The 14,382-nt window shown below is 65.7% G+C and carries 15 protein-coding genes and 1 tRNA gene; 6 read left to right on the top strand and 10 right to left on the bottom strand.

Features of this window, described 5'->3' with window-relative positions:
* The first annotated feature begins 193 nt into the window (after positions 1-193).
* On the top strand, positions 194-988 hold the full coding sequence (locus QN347_RS07465) for an NAD kinase (protein ID WP_240699022.1): 795 nt from the start codon (positions 194-196) through the stop codon (positions 986-988).
* Between the two features lie 103 nt (positions 989-1,091).
* Here QN347_RS07465 and QN347_RS07460 read toward each other — a convergent pair.
* The 3 genes from QN347_RS07460 to QN347_RS07450 form a co-directional block, all read right to left on the bottom strand.
* Positions 1,092-1,166 (bottom strand) — tRNA-Asn (locus QN347_RS07460).
* A 62-nt stretch (positions 1,167-1,228) separates the two neighbouring features.
* On the bottom strand, positions 1,229-1,756 hold the full coding sequence (locus QN347_RS07455) for a DUF2141 domain-containing protein (protein WP_322159548.1): 528 nt from the start codon (positions 1,754-1,756) through the stop codon (positions 1,229-1,231).
* Between the two features lie 34 nt (positions 1,757-1,790).
* The gene (locus tag QN347_RS07450; RefSeq protein ID WP_322159550.1) at positions 1,791-2,381 is read right to left on the bottom strand and encodes a hypothetical protein; all 591 of its coding nucleotides are present in this window, start codon (positions 2,379-2,381) and stop codon (positions 1,791-1,793) included.
* Between the two features lie 294 nt (positions 2,382-2,675).
* On the opposite strand from QN347_RS07450, the gene QN347_RS07445 reads away from it, so the two are divergent.
* Positions 2,676-3,284, top strand: a complete 609-nt coding sequence (locus QN347_RS07445; RefSeq protein ID WP_133187513.1) for a CC0125/CC1285 family lipoprotein — start codon at positions 2,676-2,678, stop codon at positions 3,282-3,284.
* Between the two features lie 118 nt (positions 3,285-3,402).
* Here QN347_RS07445 and ahcY read toward each other — a convergent pair whose 3' ends face one another.
* From ahcY to QN347_RS07430, 3 genes are all read right to left on the bottom strand, one after another.
* On the bottom strand, positions 3,403-4,836 hold the full coding sequence (gene ahcY, locus QN347_RS07440; protein ID WP_133187511.1) for an adenosylhomocysteinase: 1,434 nt from the start codon (positions 4,834-4,836) through the stop codon (positions 3,403-3,405).
* A gap of 95 nt (positions 4,837-4,931) precedes the next feature.
* The gene (locus QN347_RS07435) at positions 4,932-6,995 is read right to left on the bottom strand and encodes a DUF3857 domain-containing transglutaminase family protein (protein ID WP_323494004.1); all 2,064 of its coding nucleotides are present in this window, start codon (positions 6,993-6,995) and stop codon (positions 4,932-4,934) included.
* 88 nt (positions 6,996-7,083) lie between these two features.
* Positions 7,084-7,656 (bottom strand): YqgE/AlgH family protein, encoded by a 573-nt coding sequence (locus tag QN347_RS07430; RefSeq protein WP_322159551.1) that lies wholly within the window; start codon positions 7,654-7,656, stop codon positions 7,084-7,086.
* 119 nt (positions 7,657-7,775) lie between these two features.
* Between QN347_RS07430 and QN347_RS07425 the strand changes: the two genes are divergently transcribed.
* The 4 genes from QN347_RS07425 (at position 7,776) to QN347_RS07410 (ending at position 10,745) form a co-directional block, all read left to right on the top strand.
* Positions 7,776-8,255: a peroxiredoxin gene (locus QN347_RS07425; RefSeq protein WP_133187507.1), complete on the top strand. Its 480-nt coding sequence runs from the start codon at positions 7,776-7,778 to the stop codon at positions 8,253-8,255.
* A 109-nt stretch (positions 8,256-8,364) separates the two neighbouring features.
* A complete protein-coding gene (locus QN347_RS07420) occupies positions 8,365-8,628 on the top strand; it encodes a hypothetical protein (RefSeq protein WP_322159553.1) in 264 nt (87 codons plus the stop codon).
* An 84-nt stretch (positions 8,629-8,712) separates the two neighbouring features.
* Positions 8,713-10,167, top strand: a complete 1,455-nt coding sequence (locus tag QN347_RS07415; protein WP_322159555.1) for an AMP nucleosidase — start codon at positions 8,713-8,715, stop codon at positions 10,165-10,167.
* Between the two features lie 71 nt (positions 10,168-10,238).
* Entirely contained in the window at positions 10,239-10,745 is a 507-nt protein-coding gene (locus QN347_RS07410) for a hypothetical protein (RefSeq protein ID WP_322159556.1), read from the top strand.
* Between the two features lie 43 nt (positions 10,746-10,788).
* On the opposite strand, the gene QN347_RS07405 is transcribed toward QN347_RS07410, so the two are convergent.
* From QN347_RS07405 to QN347_RS07390, 4 genes are read right to left on the bottom strand one after another with little or no spacing between them, the layout of a single operon-like run.
* Positions 10,789-11,517: an SIMPL domain-containing protein gene (locus QN347_RS07405; protein ID WP_323494005.1), complete on the bottom strand. Its 729-nt coding sequence runs from the start codon at positions 11,515-11,517 to the stop codon at positions 10,789-10,791.
* A 14-nt stretch (positions 11,518-11,531) separates the two neighbouring features.
* A complete protein-coding gene (locus QN347_RS07400) occupies positions 11,532-13,370 on the bottom strand; it encodes a M2 family metallopeptidase (protein ID WP_322159560.1) in 1,839 nt (612 codons plus the stop codon).
* 52 nt (positions 13,371-13,422) lie between these two features.
* Positions 13,423-14,184 (bottom strand): alpha/beta fold hydrolase, encoded by a 762-nt coding sequence (locus tag QN347_RS07395; protein ID WP_322159562.1) that lies wholly within the window; start codon positions 14,182-14,184, stop codon positions 13,423-13,425.
* On the bottom strand, positions 14,165-14,350 hold the full coding sequence (locus tag QN347_RS07390) for a hypothetical protein (protein ID WP_322159564.1): 186 nt from the start codon (positions 14,348-14,350) through the stop codon (positions 14,165-14,167). Before QN347_RS07390 ends, QN347_RS07395 begins: the two co-directional genes overlap by 20 nt.
* Positions 14,351-14,382 lie beyond the last annotated feature (32 nt).

Genomic DNA, 14,382 nt, shown 5'->3' with positions numbered 1-14,382 from the left:
GCGCCGTCTTGGGTTAAAGAAGAGGGTGTTACCGCCGCAATCGCCCTTGTGACGCTCGATCCGAAGCCCTAGCTCCAAGCAAGATGACCAGCGCGCCTGTTCTTGCCGACCGTCCCGACCGCAAGGCCCGCGCTGTGCGTGGCTTCGCGCCGGCGGTCGTGGCAGCGCCGCACACCACCAGCGGGAACGCGCCATGACAGTTTCCGCCAACATGGCCGGCGCGCGCCGCGCGCTGGTCGCGTCCCCGACCCAGGCCGCGCAGGACGCCGCCGCAATGCTGTCCGACGCACACGATTGGGTGCCCGTCGAGGACGCCGAACTGATCGTCGCGCTCGGCGGTGACGGGTTCATGCTCCAGACGCTCCACGCCATGCTCGAACGGCGCAAGCCGGTCGTGCCGGTGTTCGGGATGAACCTCGGCACTGTCGGGTTCCTGATGAACGAGTGGCGCCCGCACGGGCTCGATGCGCGGCTAGAGCGAATCAAGGCGTTCAAGGTGGTGCCGCTGGCGATGACCGCGACGACGGTGGGCGGCGAAAGCTTCGCGCTCCCCGCGATCAACGAAGTCTCGCTGCTGCGCGAAACGCGCCAGACCGCCAAGCTCGAGGTCACCGTCAACGACCGCATCGTGTTGCCCGAGCTCGCGTGCGACGGCATCTTGGTCGCCACACCGGCCGGATCGACCGCGTACAATCTTTCGGCGCAAGGACCGATCCTGCCGCTCGGCTCGAACATGCTCGCGCTGACGCCGATCAGCCCGTTCCGCCCGCGGCGCTGGCGCGGCGCGATCCTGCCCGACAAGGCGCGGATCACGCTGCGCGTGCTCGAACCCGCCAAACGCCCCGTCAGCGCGGTGGCCGATCAGCGCGAGATTCGCGATGTCGCGCGCGTCGAGATCATGATCGACCGCACGCGCGAGCTGACACTGCTGTTCGATCCCGAGCACGCGCTCGACGATCGGATTACGATGGAACAATTCGCGGCTTGACCCGCGCGACGCATCGCGGCGAGTGCGGAGCCAAACGCTGATTTCGGGGAGATGGTGACCGCGCCTAAGCGTTAGGCTGCGGGTCACGCACTGCGCTGGAAAATGGCTCCCCGAGTTGGATTCGAACCAACGACCAAGTGATTAACAGTCACCTACTCTACCGCTGAGCTATCGGGGAACACTGCAGTGGCGTGCCTATAGCAGCGGGTTTCGCGAACGCGCAAGGCCCGTAATGCGCTTTTATCGCAATGGGCTGAATCCGCGGAGTCCGCGCAGATATTGCGTCTCGATATCGAGTACCGAAACCCCGTTGCCCACCTCGACCGTCGCATTGGCGAGCGGCGGGCGCGCGCGGCCGATGCGGGTGTTGCTACGCAGCCCGACGCCATCCTGCCAAAAGTCGAACTTGTCCTGCGCGCGGCGCGAATGGAGGAACAGCAGCGCATAGCGCCCCGGATGCGGCACGCGGATGCACATCGCGACTTGCCCGGCGACCGGCGCGTCGACGGTCACGCGGCGGAACACCTTGCCCTCGGCGAGCAACTCGGTGTCGGAGCGCATGAAGTCGGCGTCGTTCGCGGGATAGAGCTCGAGCTTGAGCTGCCCGCGACGGTCCTTGAGATCGAGCACGTTGACTTGGATCGCCGGCCCCTTGCCCGAGCTGCAATGCGCGGCATCGGTGCCCATGATGCCGCCGGCCTGCGCCACGCTCGGAAGTGCCAGCATCGCGCCGCAGACACCCAGCGCGAGATTCAAGATCGTCCTCATCGTCAGTCCCACAAACGGTGGCGTATCGCCCACTTCAGAACCGCAGCCCGAACACCACATTGGCGATCGGATTCATCCCGCCGCGCGCGCGGTTGCTCAGGCGGTCCATGGCGCGCGGCAAATTGGCATTGGCGTTGCCGATCAGGCTGCCGACCTCGACCCCGAACAGCGCGTTCTTGAAGGTGCCCGTATAACCGACCGTCGCGGCGGGCGTGTGGCGGTTGAAGCCAGTCCGCACCGCATTGCCGCTGCCAGGCAGACGCGGGTTGTACAGCAGGCCAGCAGTCGCCTTCTCGGCGTCCTTGAGGAAATTGGCGACCTGGAAGAAGCGCATGCCGGCGGAGAGCCGCAGGCCGCTGCCGCCGAGCGGATAATAATCGATCATCGAGCTCGCGAAGCGATGCTGCATCGGGCCTGTAGGATCGCCAAGCGGGCTGATGCTTGTCGAAGTGGTCAGCAGATCGGTGCGCACGCGGAAATCGGGGGAGAGTTTCGCCTCGACGGGCAACATCCGTTCGACGACCGTGGACAGCGGTGAATCGAGCGCGTCTGCCGGCGCGGCAGATGCGGCGACCGGCATGGTCGCGGCGATTAGTCCCAACGAAATCCCGAGCGCAATCCGCATGGCCATCCTCCCGAGCCGACCGCAAGACGCCCCCGCCTGCAATCGCTCTCGATACCGTGACGGCGCCAGCGCGAGAGAACCGCCAGATACCGTCCCCGGCTGCGACAAAACGGTTCGTCGCATCGACGAACGGATTTCCGCATTCGTCATCGCCGCGTCAGTTGCGGTTCATGTGGCCCGCGCTATCGGTGACGCGACCAGAAGATTGGCGGAGCCTTGCGCCACCTCGATCGTTCTGCGCTTCATGGCCCGCACGGCACGGTTCGCCGCACTGGACCGCCTCTGGAGATCGAAATGCCGATAGCTTCCCCAACGCTTAGAAAATCCCTGGTGGTCGCGCTCGGCGCCGTCACCCTGCTGACGTCCGCTTGCGCTACCGAATCCACCTATGGCCCCGCGGTCGGACGCGGCTTCGAACGCTCGGGCTATAGCGATCGCCAGATCGAGGCGAACCGCTTCATGGTCAGCTTCTCGGGCAACAGCTACACCGCGCGCGACACGGTCGAAAAGTATTTGCTGTATCGCGCAGCCGAACTGACGGTGCAGAACGGTGGCGATTATTTCGTCTTCGCCGATCGCGAAGTCGACAAGAAGACGCGCACCTATACCACGCCCGGAATCGGCGGGTATGGCGGCGGGTTCGGTTATGGTGGCGGTTTCGGTGGCGGCTATTGGGGCCCGAGCTGGCGCTATCGCGGCCGCGGCTTCGGCTGGCGCAGCTGGGATCCGTATTTCGGCGATCCATTCTTCGACCGCGGGATCGACGTCAACACGATCGACAAATACGAAGCCAATGCCGAGATCGTGATCGGCAAGGGTCCGAAGCCCAAGGACAACATCCGCGCATTCGACGCGCATGACGTTATCGCCAACCTCGGGCCGAGCATCGTCACGCCCAAGTAGTTCTCCGCCCGATCGCGCCCAGCGCGACCGGGACCGGATCCCGAACACGAAAAAGCCGCACCCGCTCTTGAGCGGATGCGGCTTTTTTGTTGGAGCGGCGCCCGTGGGCGCCACGTCCTTAGTAGCGGTAGTGGTCGGGCTTGAACGGGCCTTCGACCGGAACGCCGATATAGCCAGCTTGCTTCGGGGTCAGCTGCGAGAGCTTCACGCCGAGCTTTTCGAGGTGGAGCGCGGCGACCTTCTCGTCGAGGTGCTTCGGCAGGACGTAGACTTCGTTCTTGTAGTTCTCGCCCTTGGTCCACAGCTCGATCTGCGCGAGCGTCTGGTTGGTGAACGATGCCGACATCACGAACGACGGGTGGCCCGTGGCGCAGCCGAGGTTCACCAGACGACCCTTGGCGAGGATGATGATCTGCTTGCCATCGGGGAACTTCACCAGGTCGGTGCCCGGCTTCACTTCGTCCCACTCATAGTTCGACAGCGCGGCGATCTGGATCTCCGAGTCGAAGTGGCCGATGTTGCAGACGATCGACATCGGCTTCATCGCCGCCATATGCTCGGCGGTGATGACGTCAGCATTGCCGGTCGCGGTGCAGAAGATGTCCGCGCGAGTCACGGCCTCTTCCATCGTCACGACTTCGAAGCCCTCCATCGCGGCCTGCAGCGCGCAGATCGGATCGACTTCGGTGACCATCACGCGCGCGCCGCCGTTGCGGAGCGACTGCGCCGAACCCTTGCCGACGTCACCGAAACCGGCGACGCAAGCGACCTTGCCGGCGAGCATCACGTCGGTCGCGCGACGGATCGCGTCGACCAGCGATTCCTTGCAGCCGTAGAGGTTGTCGAACTTCGACTTCGTCACCGAGTCGTTGACGTTGATCGCCGGGAACGGCAGCTCGCCCTTCTTGGCGATCTCGTACAGGCGGTGGACGCCCGTCGTGGTCTCTTCCGAAACGCCCTTCAGGTTCTTGACGGTCTCGGTCAGGTAACCGGGATACTTCGCGACGAACGCCTTCAATGCGCGCTGGAATTCGACTTCCTCGTCATTCTCGGGCTCGCCCATCGTGTGGCCGGCTTCGAGCTTGGCGCCCCACAGCGCGAACATCGTCGCGTCGCCACCATCGTCGAGGATGATGTTGGCGGTCTGGCCGTTGCCACCCTTGTCGGCGTCTGCACCCCAGTTGAAGATGTCGCCGACATAGTTCCAATAGTCGGCGAGGCTCTCGCCCTTGATCGCGAACACGGGGACGCCCGTCGCGGCGATCGCGGCAGCGGCATGGTCCTGCGTCGAGAAGATGTTGCACGTCGCCCAGCGGACGTCGGCGCCGAGCGCGGTCAGCGTCTCGATCAGCACTGCGGTCTGGATCGTCATGTGCAGCGAACCGGTGATGCGCGCGCCCTTGAGCGGCTGCGATGCGGCGAATTCCTCGCGCAGCGCCATCAGGCCGGGCATCTCGGTCTCGGCGATGTTGATTTCCTTGCGACCGAAATCGGCAAGCGTGATGTCGGCGACGACATAGTCGTTCGCAGGGCGGTCGAGAACGGTGGCCACGGGGCTATCTCCGGTTGTGTGATGCCGCGCCCCTACCCGCAAAACGCCTCCGGATCAAATATAAAGATGTCTTTATATGTCTTCGCGAAGCGCCGTCATCGGCCCGGCCGGGCACATGCGGTCTGCAGCCCGAGCCAGTCGGCAGTATCACCGAACGGCAAGGGGTCGCGCTCAGCGGTCATCACGCCGTTCTTGTTCGCCTCCTGCGATACGGTCGACATATTGTTGTCGAACCCGGCAATCTGCGTGTTGACCGACGTCGCCTCGGCCGCACTGATTTCGGGGACCAGAACCTCCCGGCTCATCACCGTGCGCAACACCGTGCCGCGGATGCCCGACGCCCGGAAATAGGCGACACCGCCGAGCGTGCGATCGACGGGCGTGGCGGCATAGGTCCAATACCACTTCGCCCCAGGCGCCGGTAGCCGGATAGTCGTCGCCCAGCAGCGGTAGCGTGGAAATTCGGTAGCCCATGGCGCCGTCTGATCCTGCTCCTTGGGACGCACCAGCTTGTCCGGCGGAACGAAGCCGGCGCCATAGACGACGAGGCTGTGCCCCTTGAGCGCGTCGCCGGTCCACTCCGGCTTGCCCTCGCCGCGCATCGACAGCACGAGCGCGGCGTGCCGCTCGTCGTAGCGCCATGTAACCTCACCGGCTTCGACCCAGTCGAATTGCTGGCGCCAATAGGCCTTGAGCGCACGATTTCCGTCCTCGGCCGACATGGCGCCGAGCTGCGTGCGGATCTGATACGCTTCGTTTCCGCGTAGGACATGCTGCACCTTGGCGACCGCAGGTTTGTCGAATCCGCTGCTGGCGTCGACATCGACTATTGCGACGAGTTGCGGGAGCGAGAAGGGCCGCGCGGGCACGGCCTCGAGGTCGCTTCCGGCCGCAGTAAGCGGCAGCGCCCAACGGAAGATGGGCGGCGATACGACATCGAGGTACGAATCCCCCATCCGCGTCCCGTCGAGCCAATAGCTTGCGGCACCGACACGGGCACGGACCAGAACATGGTCGAACAACCCAGGATTGGGCAGATGCTCGTTGGTGCCGTCGCCACCGTTGGAAGCGACCAGCGCCGGCTCGGCGGCAATGCCGAGCTCGCGAAGCACCGCAAGCAGCAACACCGTCTTGCCCTTGCAATCGCCGAAGCGCCGCTGCCATGTTTCGTCTGCCGTCGCCGGCGTATAATTGCCGCCGTTCAAACCGACATAGACGTAGCGAACGCGCTCCTGCACCAACTTGAGCGCAGCCTCCGTGCGCGCGACGGGATCGCTCGACGCGGCGGCGATCTTGGCAATTTCGGCGCCGAGCGGAGATCCGGGCGCGATCTGCGACGCCTTGGTATAGAGCGGCGCGACGGTCCTCGACACGTCGCGCCAGGTCGTAAAATCGGAATATTCGATCAACCGTCGCACGTCCATGCGCGGCGGTGCGCCTTCGGTCGCAATCGCGCCCACGGGGTCACGCAGTTCGTAGACGACCGCCTTTTCGGCTCCGGTCGTAACCGGGGCGACGACCGCAAGATCCTTGCTGGTCTTCAGCATCAGCCCGCGCGTCGCTGGCCACGCGACGCTCAGCCGAAACGCGCCTGGCGTCCCTTGGACCGGAAGCTGCCGAACGCCGAAGGCATGATCGCCGAGCGTGGGATCGCGCTGGTGAATTGTGACGGCGAATTCGATCTCATCCCCGACCGCCAAGCCCGGCGTCTGCAGGGTCGCGGTCAACATCCCGTCGAGTATCGACTGCTCGAGCCCATTTTCGCGCTGAATGATGCGGAATCTGGCGGTCTTGAGGACGTCGGTCGGCACGCCGTCGCGTAGGATGCGCAGATAATGCACCGTCGCCTGCCCTGCGCTCGGGTTCCAGGTGACGCTGACGTTGCCGGCCGGCAGCGCCTCAGGCTTAAGAATCTTCATCCTATAGGCGGTGAACACATCCTCGCCAGAAGCGGTTATACGCTCCTGCGTGTCGAAATACGCGACCCGTACCGGCGCTTCGGGCGGCGTCGGTGCCGTCGTCGGCGACGGGGGCGGCTTGACCCAGGCGGCGGCCGCGGCATAGCGGATATCGGGCGCGATCGGCGGCGAAGACCCGCTTTTTGCGGCAGCCGGCACGACCACGGCCACAAACGGCAACAGCCCAATCCATATCTTCAACACTTTATGCCCCTTTTCTCGACACCTGTGTCGCGCGCCGGAACGCGCAGTGCAAGAGGCCCGCACGCGTCATCCACTGCGCTGGCGATCAGGCCCGCCCGGCCTCGCTGACCAGCAGGCGCGGATCGATCCCGGCAATCGCAAAACCCGCCTCCCAGCGGGCGTCGGCCGCGACGTCGTACAAGAGATCCGGCGTCGCCTCGACGTTGAACCAGCCATGCCGCGTCATCTCGCCATCGAGCTGCCCCTCGGACCACCCGGCATAGCCGAGCGCGACAAGCCAGCGCGACGGGCCGCGGCCCTCGGCAATCGCCTTGAGCACGTCGATCGTCCCCGACAGCCCCCACAGCGCACCCGCCGCGCCGGCCACTTCGATCGTATCCTGCCCGGCCCAATCGAGCGTGTGGAGCACGAAGCCGCGCCGCGGCTCGACCGGGCCGCCGAAATGCACCGGGGCATCGGGCGCGACGCCCGGATCGATCTCGAGCTGCTCGAGCACGGCGTGTAGGCCCAGCCCCTCGATCGCCGTGCCGACCCCGATGCCGAGCGCGCCGTCCGCGTCATGCGCGCACATGGCGATCACGGCATGATCGAAGCGCGGGTCGCCGATCCCGGGCATCGCCAGCAAAAACTGGCCGGTAAGGAAAGTCGCTTGATCCATCCAACGAACATAGGCCCGTGCCGCGCGGCTCGCCACGCTTGAAATTCGCGCCCGCCTGCACGACGTACGGCGCGCCGCTCGCACTTTCTTCACCGGGCGGCGCAACAGGAGAGATTTCCATGACGATCAGCGTCGGCGACCGTATCCCGAGCATCACCCTCACCAAGGCCACGGCCGATGGCCCCGATCAAATCAGCTCGGACGAGTTCTTCAAGGGCCGCAAGGTCGCGCTGGTCGCGGTACCCGGCGCCTTCACCCCGACCTGCTCGGCGCGTCACCTGCCCGGCTTCGTCGACAAGGCTGCCGAACTCAAGGCCAAGGGCGTCGACGAGATCGCGTTCACCTCGGTCAACGATGCCTTCGTAATGGGCGCATGGGGCAAGGCGAGCGACGCTGGCGATATCGTGATGCTCGCCGACGGCAATGCCGATTTCGCCAAGGCCGTCGGCCTGACCTTCGACGGTTCGAAGTTCGGCATGGGCGAGCGCAGCCAGCGCTATTCGATGCTCGTCAACGACGGCGTCGTCGAGCAGCTCAACGTCGAAGCCCCCGGCGCGTTCGAAGTCTCGTCGGCCGAGCATCTGCTGAGCGAAATCTGACCCTCGTCGCGGCGAAGCGAGCGATCGCGACGCCGCGCCGATCGCGCTCACGGAACCTGGCCCGTCTCAATGAGTTGCTAGGGATGAGTTCATTGGAAAGGGCAGTGCCATGAGCGACGACAAAATCGATTCGACCAAGTCCGCGGCCAGCACGACCGAAACGATCATCGAGCAGGCCGAAGGTCTGTTCGAGCAGGCCAAGGACGCCGTGACCGAGGCGTTCACCGCGACGGTCGACGCGGCCAAGGCCAACCCGCTTGCCGCTGCCGGAATCGCGGCAGGTGCAGCAGCGGCGATCGCTGGTGCGGCGTTCGGGGCGAGCAAGCTGCTCGCCAAGGATGACGAGCCGACCAAGACAGACGCGAAGGCCTGACAGCCTCAAGATCGCGTGCCATCCCGGCCAACGTCGGGGTGGCGCCGACTTGCCAGCGTAACGGTCCCGGTTTAGCCCTTTGGGATGACGCAAGCATCCGACATCGTCGCCGAACTCGATCGGCTCTATCGCGCCTCGGTGGCGCGGCTTCAGCAGGCGCTGACCGCCTATCTCGCGACGGGCGAACAACCCGCACCCGAAAGCCGCCACGATGGCAGCTTCGCCTATCCCGAAATCCACCTTCACTATCGCGGTGGGAGCGACCGGCCGACGCCAATGCGATCGTTCGGCCGGCTCGTCACCGAGGGCGATTACGCGATCAGCGTTACCAAGCCCGCGATCTTTGCCGACTATCTCACCGAACAGTTGACGCTGCTGATCGAGGATTACGACGTCACGGTCGAGGCGGTCGCGGGGCGGCAGGAAATCCCTTTCCCGTATGTGATCGATCCCGGCCACGCGCTCAGCCTCGACCAAGTCTCCGCAGTCGAACTCGCGCGCTATTTCCCGGCAACCGAGCTCGCGCATATCGGCGACGAGATCGCCGACGGCCTATACGAAGTCAGCGACGGCGCGCGCCCGCTCGCGCTGTTCGATGGCCTGCGCACCGACTTCTCGCTCGCGCGGCTGCGGCATTACACCGGGACGCCGCCCGAGCATGTCCAGCGCTACGTCCTGTTCACCAACTATCACCGCTATGTCGACGAGTTCGTCCGCTGGGCGTTCAGCCAGCTCGCGCCTGGATCCGACGGCACACCGTCGCGCTACAGTGGCGTGTCGGGTGCGGGCGGCGTGCTGCTGCGCGCGGGCGACGATGTCGAGGCGGCGCTCGCCGATACCAGCGCATGGCGGCGCCACCAGATGCCGGCCTATCATCTGATGGCGGCGGACGGCACCGGGATCACGCTCGTCAATATCGGCGTCGGGCCGGCAAACGCCAAGACGATCTGCGACCATCTGGCGGTGCTGCGGCCAGAGGCGTGGCTGATGATCGGCCATTGCGGTGGCCTTCGCCCGAGCCAGCGGATCGGCGATTACGTGCTCGCGCACGCCTATCTGCGCGACGATCACGTGCTCGACGACGTGCTGCCGCCCGCGATTCCCGTCCCCGCGATCGCCGAGGTCCAGCTCGCGCTCGCGCGTGCCGCCGAGACGATCTCGGGCCAGTCGGGCGACGAACTCAAGCGGCGGCTGCGCACCGGCACGATCGTCACCACCGACGACCGCAATTGGGAGCTGCAATATTCGCGCAGCGCTCTGCGCTTCTCGCTCAGCCGCGCGGTCGGGATCGACATGGAATCGGCGACGATCGCCGCGCAGGGCTATCGCTTCCGCGTGCCCTATGGGACGCTGCTGTGCGTCTCGGACAAACCGCTCCACGGCGAATTGAAGCTGCCGGGGCAAGCCAACCGCTTCTACGAACGCGCGATCAGCGAGCATATGCGGATCGGCATCGAGGCGTGCGAGGAATTGCGCCGCGAGGGGCAGAAGCTCCACAGCCGCAAGCTCCGCGCGTTCAACGAACCCCCCTTCCGCTAAGCCACGCCCCGTTGGGGGGACACCCCGGCGGCTTCGTGCGTTACGCAAGCTCAACGAACAAGGACGACCCCATGGCAACGCCGCCCAAAAAGCCGACCGATACCGAGTCCAAGCGCCCGGCGGCGGACGCATCTGCGACGCCGCCCCCACCGGCCAAGGCCAAGCCCGCCACCCCGCGCAAGGCAGCGGCCACCAGCAAGACGCCAGTTGAAACCACGGTAAAGGCCACTCCAGCCAAGGCCCCTGCCCCGCGCAAGCCCGCCAAGCCGCGTCCGACGACCTCGACGCGCGCGACGGCAAGCAAGCCAGCGACAGCGCGCAAGGCGCCTGCCAAGACGACTGCCGCCGCCGCAACCACGCCGCGCGCCAAGTCAGGGAGCCGCTGGGGCAAAGCCACCGTCGTCGGCGGGATCGCCGCGATCGGCGCCGCCGCCACCGCCGCGCTCTTCGCCCTGCGCTCGAGCACGCCGCGCGACGAAAAGCTCAACCCCGGCGCGCACGCGCATCAGGCCGATGGCACCGATTCAAGCGCGTCGTTCGAAGCCGGGATCGCCGATGAAGGCACGGTTCCGGAATAAGTCAGGACGGTGATCGGACGTCGTGCGGCCGATCACACATCGTTCACCGCTCGCCCAGCCTGAATTCTACCGTCAACGTCACATCGGTCGCCACGGAGTCGCCGGGAGCCGAGGCGGCGAGGCCGATCATCCGGACCATCTGGCCCGCAAAATCGGTCGAGTTCCAGTCCTGCTTCTCGCTGATTCTGGTCAGCGTGGCAGGTCCGGATCCAAGCGACACGGCGTACGCAGCAGCTTCCTGCCTTGCCTTGGTCAATGCTTGCTGCTTGGCCGCACGCCGCGCTGTCGTATCGTCGATCAAGATCGCGATCGGCTTTTCGGACGGTTTCGCATCGGCCGCCGTAAGCGCCGCAATCGCGCGCATCGCCACGGACCGACTTGGCGCGTCAAACGAAACCGGCGCATTCGCACCGACCCGCTCAGCCGGCTTCGGCTTCGTCGCCGCTCCGGGACTGGCGAGCAAATCCTTCAAATCGACCGTATTGCAACCATACGACCCGCGCGTGCCGGACATCGCCCCCATCATCCCGGCGAGCGAGGGCCGTTCGAGCGGCTGCGCCTTGGTGACGCCAATGGCGCGCAGGCTCGCTTCGAGCTCTGCGACCTTGCGCGCCAACGCCGCATCCGCCTCGGCCTTTGTAGCACCGCAGGCGAGGACGTTGCCCGAGACGCGAAAGCGATCTGCGGGCGTTTCGACATGCCCAGACGCAACGATCTCAACCGTCACAGGCGGGCTCCCGCCGGTGACGGCCTGGCCCGCGAGAACGGCCATGATCAGGAAGGACGTTACCATCCGCTTGGCTTCCCCTGGTTCTGCTTGTCCAACCACGCCTTGAGCGGCGCGAAATACTCGACCATCGCCTGGCCCGACAGCTCACGGCTGCCGGTGAACGCCTGCAGCGCCTCGGGCCACGGCTTCGACTGGCCCATCGCGAGCATCGCGTCGAGTTTCGCGCCGACTTCCTTGTTGCCGTAGAACGAACAGCGATGCAGCGGCCCGGTCCAGCCCGACTGCTTGCACGCCGCCTGATAGAATTGGAACTGGTAGAGCCGCGCGAGGAAGTAGCGCGCATAGGGCACGCTCGCCGCGACATGGTATTTCGCGCCCGGATCGAAGCGCGTCTCGTCGCGCGGCACCGGCGGGACGATCCCCTGATACTTCAGCCGCAGGTCGTTCCAGCTCTTCTCATACCGCGCCTCCGGCGTCGCGCCCGAGAACACGCCCCAACGCCATTTGTCGACCAGCAGGCCGAATGGCAGGAAGGCGACCTTGTCCATCGCCTGCTTGAGCAGCAGGCCGATATCCTTGTCGGGGCTCGGCACCTTGGCGGGATCGAGCAGGCCAATCTTGACGAGATAATCGGGCGTGATCGAAAGCGCGACGAAATCGCCGATCGCCTCGTGGAAGCCGTCGTTCGCGCCGTTGCGATAGAGGAAGGGCTGCGCGTTGTACGCGCGCTGATAGTAATTATGCCCCATCTCGTGATGGATCGTGACGAAGTCGTCGCCATTGACCTTGGTGCACATCTTGATGCGCAGATCGTTGACGCTGTCGACGTCCCACGCCGAGGCATGACACACGACTTCGCGATCGGCCGGCTTGATGATCTGCGAGCGCGCCCAGAACGTATCGGGCAGCGGCTTGAAGCCGAGCGAGGAATAGAAGCCCTCGCCGGTCTTGAACATCTTGATCGGATCGTAGCGCTTGGCCTTGAGCAGCTCGCCGACGTCGTAGCCGACATCGCCCGCGCCTGCCGGGGCGACGACATCATAAATATTGCCCCATTCCTGCGCCCACATGTTGCCGAGCAGGTCGGCGCGGATCGCGCCGGTCTTGGGCTGCACCGCGTCGCCATATTTGGCGTTGAGCTTCCAGCGGACATAGGTGTGGAGCGCCTTGTAGAGCGGCTCGACCTGCTTCCACAGCGTGTCGGTGGTCGCCTCGAACTGAGCCGGTGTCATGTCGTAGCCCGAGCGCCACAGCGCGCCGACATCGGCATAACCGAGCCCCTTCGCGCCCTGGTTGGCAATCACCACCTCGCGCGCGAAATCCTTGCGCATCGGCGCGCCGACGGCGTCGTGCCAGCTGACCCACATCTCCTTCGACTTGGCAGGATCGCGCACCTCGCCCATCGCCGCCTCGATGTCGCTGCCGTTGATCGGCTTGCCGTCGAGCGTTCCCTTGCCCTTGCCATAATCCGAGCCGAGCTTGGTCACGATCGTCGACAGCTCGGCTGCAGCACCCGGCGTGGTCGGTGCGGGCAGCGTCAGGCCGTTGCGAAGCAAGTCGAGCTTGCGCTTGGTGTCGAACGACAGGCCGGGCAGGCTCGCATATTTCGCGGCCTCGAGCGCGAGGCGGACCTGCATCTCGGTGCCCTCGGCGCCGAACTTGGCGGCGATCGCATCGGTGTCATCGGTGATGTAGGTCGCGTTGATCCACGCCGCCTGCTGCGCCGGGGTAGAGAAATCCGCGAGCTCCTTTTCCGCACGCGCGACGAAGGCATCGGCCTCGGCGGTGGTCGGTGCGGCCGTCGCAGCAGCGGGCGCCGGCGCGGCCGCGGCGAGCGTCGGCGTGGTCGCCAGCGCCAGAACGAGCGCGAGCGAAGAAATACCTGTGCGGATCATGGAAAGCCCCGTTTTACGTGATGCGGCAATCTGTGCCGCATCCCGCGCCCGGTCAAGCCGCGAGAAACTCTGCGATTGCCGCGCCGAGCTCGGGCTTGAGCACCGCGCTCATATGGTTGCCCGGCACCGACTGGAAGGTCGCATGCCGCATCGCTTCGGCGAGCGCCTCGCCCGAGCCATTGTCTTCGTCGTCGACGCCGGTGACCACGAGGGTCGACGTCTCGATCGCCGCGATCGCCTCGGCCGGCGTATCGACGAAGGTGTCGAGGATCCGCAGCAATGCAACCGGATCGCCGCCCGTGGTCTTGAGGAACGCCTCGGTCAGCCACTCGCTGCTCCCGCGCGCGAAGCTGCCGAGGTTGGTCAGGACGTTGTGGAAATAATGCCCGCGCCCCGAGGTGTGAAGGATGCCCTCGAGCCCCATCCCCGACAGCACCGCGCGCCGCGGCGTCGCGCCATTGGCGAGCATCCGCATCGTGGTGCGCCCCCCGAGCGAATAGCCCGCGAGATCATAATCGGAGAGCCCGAGGTGCTCGATCAGCGCGAAGCCGTCGCGCATCAGCACGTCGGGCGGATAGCTGGCGGCATCATGCGGCTTGGCGCTGTCGCCGTGCGCGCGCAGATCGGGCATGATCACGCGGAAACCGGCCTCGGCGATCTTCGCGGCGTGGCCATATTTGATCCAGTTGATCGTCGCGTTCGAGAAGAAGCCGTGGATCAGCACGACAGGGCGCCCCTCGCCCATTTCGCGCCATGCCAGGCGGGTGTCATCGAAGCTCTCGAAGAACTGCGGTTCAGTCGGGGAGTTTGCCAAGCGCTTTCATCCATCGATCGGCCGTGGAGGGGTTATCCGCCACGCGCGGCGTCGTCGGAAGGTCCTTAGTGTCGAGCCATGCCGCGTGCCAAGTCTCGGGCGAGAAATGCTGCATTGGGCGGAAGCGCGACGGGTCGTCGAAGCTGCTGACGGTGATACAGATCATACACGCGGGCTGGGTCTACGGAGCGTGCCCGC

The organism is Sphingomonas sp. 10B4 (genome assembly GCF_035019905.1).
GTDB lineage: Bacteria > Pseudomonadota > Alphaproteobacteria > Sphingomonadales > Sphingomonadaceae > Sphingomonas > Sphingomonas glacialis.
This window is presented reverse-complemented; position numbering and strand designations above follow the sequence as displayed.